This window comes from Siculibacillus lacustris (genome assembly GCF_004328075.1).
GTDB classification, from domain to species: Bacteria; Pseudomonadota; Alphaproteobacteria; order Rhizobiales; family Ancalomicrobiaceae; genus Siculibacillus; species Siculibacillus lacustris.
This window is the reverse complement of sequence record NZ_SJFN01000006.1, coordinates 145,957-152,168: the sequence shown is the minus strand read 5'-3', so window position 1 is coordinate 152,168 and position 6,212 is coordinate 145,957. Positions and strand designations below refer to the sequence as shown.

The following is a 6,212-nucleotide window of genomic DNA, read 5'->3' as shown; positions in this document are numbered from 1 at the left end:
TCGCCCGTTTCGGCAACCGGCCCGATCTGACCATCATCCTGTTCACGTTGGACGAGACGGTCTATTCGCGCGAGCTCGCCCCGCTCGCCGGGCACTATCCGGCGCTGAAGCTCGGGCCGGCGTGGTGGTTCCACGACAGCCCGGAGGGCATGCGGCGCTACCGCGAGCAGGTCACCGAGACCGCCGGCTTCTACAACACCGTCGGTTTCAACGACGACACCCGGGCCTTCCTGTCGATCCCGGCGCGCCACGACGTCGCCCGCCGCATCGACGCCGGCTTCCTGGCGCGTCTGGTCGCCGAACACCGCCTCGACCGCGACGACGCCTTCGAGGTCGCCCACGACCTCGCCTACCGCCTCGTCAAACAGGCCTATAAGCTCTGAGCGAAACGTGCGGCGGTTCCCCCGCCGCACATCCGTCGTACGAAGTCCGACAGGCATCGCCGATGCCGAATCGAGGTGACACATGAACGAAGCCCAGACCGTAACAACCGGCGGCACCACGACCGGTTCGACGCCGCGCCTGTCCACCGCCACCCTGGATCGCCTGCCGCCCGCGGTGAAGCGCCCCGGCTACGACCGCGCCGCGGTCACCCCCGGCATCGTCCATCTCGGCCTCGGCGCCTTCTGCCGCGCCCATCTCGGCGTCTATACCGAGGCGGTGCTCGAATCCGGAGCCAAGGACTGGGGCATCGTCGGCGTCGACATGCTGTCGCCGGCGATCCGCACCGCGCTGAAGCCGCAGGACTGCCTCTATACGGTGCTGAACCGCATCGACGGCACCGATCGTCTGCAGGTGATCGGCTCGTTCCTCGACATGCTGGCGACCGGCGACCAGCTCGCCGAAGTCCTCGCCCTGATGATCGACCCGAAGATCCGCATCGTCACCCTGACGGTCACCGAGAAGGGCTATTGCCAGGATCCGGCCACCGGCACCCTCGACGAGAGCCATCCGGCGATCGTCGCCGACCTCGCCAATCCGACCGTGCCGCGCAGCGTGCCCGGCCTGCTGACCGAGGCGATTCGCCTGCGCCGCGCCGCCGGCGTCACGCCCTTCACCGTTCTGGTCTGTGACAACCTCGCTCAGAACGGCATCAAGGTGCGGCGGATCGTCACCCGCTTCGCCGATCTGCGCGACGCGGACCTCGGCCGCTTCATCGCCGACACCATCGCCTTCCCCTGCACCATGGTCGACCGCATCACCCCGGCGACCCAGGATGCCGAGCGCGCCGCGGTCGCCGCCGGCCTCGGCCTCGAGGACCAGTGGCCGGTGGTCACCGAGCCCTTCCGCCAGTGGGTGATCGAAGATCGCTTCGCCACCGGCCGCCCGGCCTGGGAACTCGACGGGGCGATCATGGTCGACGACGTCCATCCCTTCGAGATGATGAAGCTGCGCTGCCTCAACGGCGCCCATTCGACGCTCGCCTATCTGTCGGTGGTCGCCGGCATCGAGACCATCGCCGACGCCATGGCCGATCCCTACCTGCCGAGCGTGGTGCGCCGCCTGTGGGACGAGGACCTGATCGCCACGCTGCCGCCGGTCCCCGGCACCGACGTGCCGGCCTACACGGTCGAGCTCGAGGGCCGCTTCCGCAATCCCGAGATCCGGCATCGCACCTTGCAGATCTCCTCCGACGGCTCGCAGAAGCTCGGACCGCGCCTGCTCGAGGCGGCCCAGGAGCGCATCGCCGCCGGCTTCCGCCCGTCGGTGATCCCGCTCACCGTCGCCGCCTGGATGCGCTTCCTGCTCGAGGTCGACGAGAACGGAACCGCCTATGCGGTCGCCGATCCGATGGCCGACCGCCTGACCGGCATCGCCCGGGCCCACGGCGGCTCGGCGACCGATCTCGCCGACGCGCTCTTCGCGGTGACCGAGATCTTCCCGCCGGAACTGGTCGCCGACGCGGGCTTCCGGGCGAGCGTCATCGGCCATCTCCAGAGCCTCAAGGACCACGGCGTCCACGCCACGCTGGCCGCCTTCCTCGGCGGTCGCTGAACCCGCGGCCGGAAACGGCCGTGACCTCACCCGAGCGCCCGCGGCGGGCGAGGGGGGCACGCCCTCCCGCCCGCATCCGGGATTTCGCTCTCCGAACAGACACGACAACAAGGACTCGAACGATGGAACAGACTTGGCGGTGGTTCGGCCCCGATGATCCGGTGACCCTCCAGCATGCCCGACAGGCCGGCGCGACGGGCATCGTCACCGCCCTGCACCACATGAACCAGGGCGGCGTGTGGCCCCTCGACGAGATCCTGAAGCGCAAGGCGATGATCGAAGACGCCGGCCTGACCTGGTCGGTGGTCGAGAGCATCGGCGTCGGCGAGGAGATCAAGACCCGCACCGGCGACTATCTCGCGAAGATCGAGAACTACAAGCAGTCGATCCGCAACGTCGCCCGCGCCGGCATCAAGGTCGTGTGCTACAACTTCATGGTCATCACCGATTGGAGCCGCACCAATCTGATGTACAAGCTGCCGACCGGCGGCTATGCGCTGCGTTACGACTCGGTCGACTTCGCAGCCTATGACCTGTTCGTGCTCGAACGGGCCGGCGCCGAGAAGGACTACGATGCCGAGCGCATCGCCGCCGCCAAGGTCCGCTTCGAATCGAAGACCGCCGAGGAGATCCGCGAACTCGAGCGGGTGCTGATCGACTGGCTGCCGGCGCGCGACTTCGCCTACGACCGGGCGAGCTTCAAGGCGATGCTCGAGCTCTACCAGACGATCGACAAGGAGGTGCTGCGCGCCAACCTGATCGCCTTCCTGCGCGCCATCACCCCGGTCGCCGAGGAAGAGGGGGTGCGCCTGTGCATCCACCCCGACGATCCGTCCTTCCCGATCTTCGGCCTGCCGCGGGTGATGTCGACCGCCGAGGACGTCCGTGCGCTGTTCTCCGCGGTGCCGCAGGAGGCCTGCGGCCTGACCCTGTGCACCGGCTCGTTCGGCTCCAACCGCAGCAACGATCTGGTGCAGATGGCCCGCGAATTCGGCCCGCGCATCCATTTCGTGCACCTGCGCAACACCAGCCACGAGACCGACGGCTCGTTCTACGAGGCCGACCATCTCGGCGGCGACAGCGATCTGATCGGCGTCGCGGCGGCGATCATGGCGGAAGAGGAGCGGCGCGTCGCCGCCGGCCGTCTCGATGCGGCGATCCCGATGCGGCCCGACCACGGCCACCTGCTCGGCGACGACGTCGGCAAGACCATGAACCCCGGCTACTCCTTCGTGGGTCGCCTCAAGGGTCTCGCGGAGTTGCGCGGCGTGATGCAGACCATCGACGCCTTCCGCAGCGGCCGTCTCGCCTGAAAGGCGCAGACCTTCGTCGCGAGCGGCCGCTGACACGGGCCGGCGATTCGTGGCAAGGAAGGGGGAGGCCCGCTCGGGGCCTCCCACCCGCCCGAATCGGATGCGTTCGTCATGGATCGGCGCAAATCTCGTCTGACCAGCCAAGTCTTCGAACAATTGCGCGAAGGCATCGTGCGCGGCGAACTGCCGCCCAACACCCCGCTCTCCGAACAGGAGCTGTGCGAGCGTCTCGAGGTCAGCCGCACCCCGATCCGCGAGGCCCTGATCAAGCTCGCCGAAGAAGAACTGGTGATGATCTATCCCCAGTTCGGCACCTTCGTCGCCCCGATCTCGCTCGAGGCGGTGCGGGTCGGCCAGTTCGTGCGCGAACATCTCGAATGCGCGCTGATCGCCGACGCCGCGCGGCGCATCGACGAGGCCGGCAAGGCCCGCATCCGCGCCAATGTCGAGCGCCAGGAGCGCGCCACCGACATGGAGGAGTTCTACGCCCTCGACAACGAGTTCCATTCGATGATCGCCGAGCTCAGCGGTCATCCGGGCGTGTGGAGCGTGATCCTCAAGGCCAAGACCCAGTTCGACCGGGTGCGCTTCCTGAGCGTGCGCCAGCCCGGCCGCCCGGCGGAGATCCTCTACGAGCACCGCCGCATCGCCGACGAGCTGTGCGCCGGCGACGGCGACGCCGCCCAGATCGCCCTGCGCATCCACCTGCGCGGCGTGTTCGCCACCGTCGAGCGGCTCAGCCTGACCGAGGCCCTGCCGAGCGCGCCGCCCAAGCGCCGCCGCCGGACCGCCCCTGCCGCCGCCCCCGCCGCCGCGTCCGAGTGACCCGGCGGGCGGCGGTCCTCACGCCGCCTTGACGCCGCCGAGGAAGCCGAGCACGTCGGCCTCCAGCCGCCGCGTGTCGTCGATCAGCGCCGTCGCCAGATCGTGCATCTCGCCGGCGATGGTGCCGGCCTGCGAACTCGCCGAAGCCGCCCCGACCATGCCGGCGGCGCCGACTTCCGACGCCCGCGTCGCCCGGTCGACGTTGTCGGCGATCCGCGCCACCGCTTCGCTCTGGGCGTCGATCGAGGTCCCGACCTTGGCGGTGCTGGCGGTCAGTTCCTCGATCACCCGCTTGACGCCGTCGATCGCCCCGACCACGTCGCCGGCCGAGTCCTGCAGGAATTCGATGTGCCGGGCGATCTCTTCGGTCGCCTTGGAGGTCTGGTCGGCGAGACCCTTGACCTCGCCGGCGACCACCGAGAAGCCGCGGCCCGCCTCGCCGGCCCGCGCCGCCTCGATGGTGGCGTTGAGCGCCAGGAGATTGGTCTGTTCGGCGACGTCGCGGATCAGCCGCACCACCCGGCCGATCCGGGTCGCCCCTTCCGACAGCCGCGAGGCGGTGCTCTCGCCCTTCTCGGCGTCGTCGTGGGCGCGGCGGGCGATGTCGGCGGTGCGCCGAGTTTCGACCGAGATCGCCTCGATCGACTGCAGCAGGGTGTGGGTGGCGTCGGACACCGATTCGACGTTGCCCGAGGTTGCGGCGGCGGCGTCGCGCGCCGCGGCGGTCTGATGCGAGGCCTCGCCGGCGCTCGACGCCAGACGCTGCGACGCCTGATCGAGCTGGGCAAAGCGCGCCAGGATGCCGGCCAGCGTGGTCCGGCTGGTGGTCTCGAAGGCCCGCACCGTGTCCTCGATCACCGTGGCGCGGTGCTGGCGGGCGTGTTGCGCCGCCTCCTGCTCGGCGATCAGCGCCAGGCGCTGGTGCTCGCTCTTCTGGAACACCTTGAGCGCGCGGGCGATCTCCGAGATCTCGTCGTGGCCGGCCATGTCGGGGATAGCGGTGTCGATGCGCCCTTCGGCGAGGTCGCGCACCCGGCGGGCCAGCGTGATCAGCGGCGTCGACAGGCTGCGGCCGATCACCACCGCCATCATCAGCGAGACCCCCAGCGAGGCGACGATCGCCACCACCAGCATCGTCGATTGGGTCGACATCGACTGGTCGAGGGCGTGTTCGGAGGCCTTGGCCCCGGCCTCGAGCCCGCTCGACAGGGTGACCACCACCGGCGCCACCGCGGCCAGCGCGCCGTCGACGCGGCGGCGGGCGTCCTCGAGGGCGATCGCCGTCTTCTCGTAATCGTGGGCCACCGCGACATGGGTCGTGAGGGCTTCGGTCGCGGCCTTCTTCTGGCTCGGCGGCACCGGCACCTGCTTCAGCTGCGCGGCGAACAGGGTGGCGCTGGAATCGAGCCGGTCGATGCCGGCCGGGGCGAGGCTGCGCGCGAAGGCCTCTTCGGCGACGCGGATCTCGTCGAGGGTGCGCCGCAGATCCTCGGTGCCGCCGTCGCCGGCGCCCATCGGCGTCATCCGCTCGATCGTCTCGATGACCTCGCCGCGGGTCTCGGCGACCTTCTGGGTCAGCCCCGGCGCTGCGTCGAAGCCGAGGCGGGTCTGGAAGCCACTCACCTCTTCGAACATCCGCCCGGCCGCGGTCACCCCGGCCACGAAGGTCTCGACCGTCGGGGCGTCGGCCGCCGACCAGTCGCTGCCGGTGGCGGCGATCACCGCGTCGATGTTGCGGCGGAAATCGGCGGCCTTGGCCGCGTCGGGGGCGAAGCGGAATTCGCGGGCACGGTGGGCGAGGTCGGCGACCGCCACCCGCAGCCCGGTGGTACGGGCCAGCCGGTTGCCGCTCTCCTCGAAGCTCGCCAGCGTGGTCTGGACGCGTTGCGAGCCCCACCATCCCACCGCCGCCATGGCCACCAGGCCGAGCATCGGCACCGCGACGAGGAGCGAAGTCTTGGTCTTGACCGTCAGAGTCGAAAGCCGCATCGGAACCTCGAAGGATGACCGTGGTCTGCACGGGACCGGCGACCGAACGGTAGGGGAGCGTCTTCATCTTGGGACGACGTGCCTAAATAT

General features: G+C 69.9%; 5 protein-coding genes. 4 read left to right on the top strand and 1 reads right to left on the bottom strand.

The window, feature by feature from the left end; genetic code table 11:
• From EYW49_RS06105 to EYW49_RS06090, 4 genes are all read left to right on the top strand, one after another.
• Positions 1-383, top strand: a 383-nt coding sequence (locus tag EYW49_RS06105) for a glucuronate isomerase (RefSeq protein ID WP_206365398.1), incomplete at its 5' end; no start/stop codon positions are given.
• An 82-nt stretch (positions 384-465) separates the two neighbouring features.
• Positions 466-1,995, top strand: a complete 1,530-nt coding sequence (locus EYW49_RS06100; protein ID WP_131307254.1) for a mannitol dehydrogenase family protein — start codon at positions 466-468, stop codon at positions 1,993-1,995.
• 122 nt (positions 1,996-2,117) lie between these two features.
• Positions 2,118-3,308 carry a mannonate dehydratase gene (gene uxuA / locus EYW49_RS06095; RefSeq protein ID WP_131307252.1) on the top strand — a complete coding sequence of 397 codons (1,191 nt, stop codon included), beginning with the start codon at positions 2,118-2,120 and terminating at the stop codon, positions 3,306-3,308.
• A 111-nt stretch (positions 3,309-3,419) separates the two neighbouring features.
• The gene (locus tag EYW49_RS06090; RefSeq protein WP_131307250.1) at positions 3,420-4,133 is read left to right on the top strand and encodes a GntR family transcriptional regulator; all 714 of its coding nucleotides are present in this window, start codon (positions 3,420-3,422) and stop codon (positions 4,131-4,133) included.
• An 18-nt stretch (positions 4,134-4,151) separates the two neighbouring features.
• Here EYW49_RS06090 and EYW49_RS06085 read toward each other — a convergent pair whose 3' ends face one another.
• A complete protein-coding gene (locus EYW49_RS06085; RefSeq protein WP_131307248.1) occupies positions 4,152-6,122 on the bottom strand; it encodes a methyl-accepting chemotaxis protein in 1,971 nt (656 codons plus the stop codon).
• Positions 6,123-6,212: the final 90 nt, after the last annotated feature.

Excerpts from the sequence above, each read along its gene's own strand:
- EYW49_RS06100 (WP_131307254.1), top strand. The coding sequence starts at position 466 with ATGAACGAAGCCCAGACCGTAACAACCGGCGGCACCACGACCGGTTCG.
- uxuA (WP_131307252.1), top strand. The coding sequence starts at position 2,118 with ATGGAACAGACTTGGCGGTGGTTCGGCCCCGATGATCCGGTGACCCTC.
- EYW49_RS06090 (WP_131307250.1), top strand. The coding sequence starts at position 3,420 with ATGGATCGGCGCAAATCTCGTCTGACCAGCCAAGTCTTCGAACAATTG.
- EYW49_RS06085 (WP_131307248.1), bottom strand. The coding sequence starts at position 6,122 with ATGCGGCTTTCGACTCTGACGGTCAAGACCAAGACTTCGCTCCTCGTC.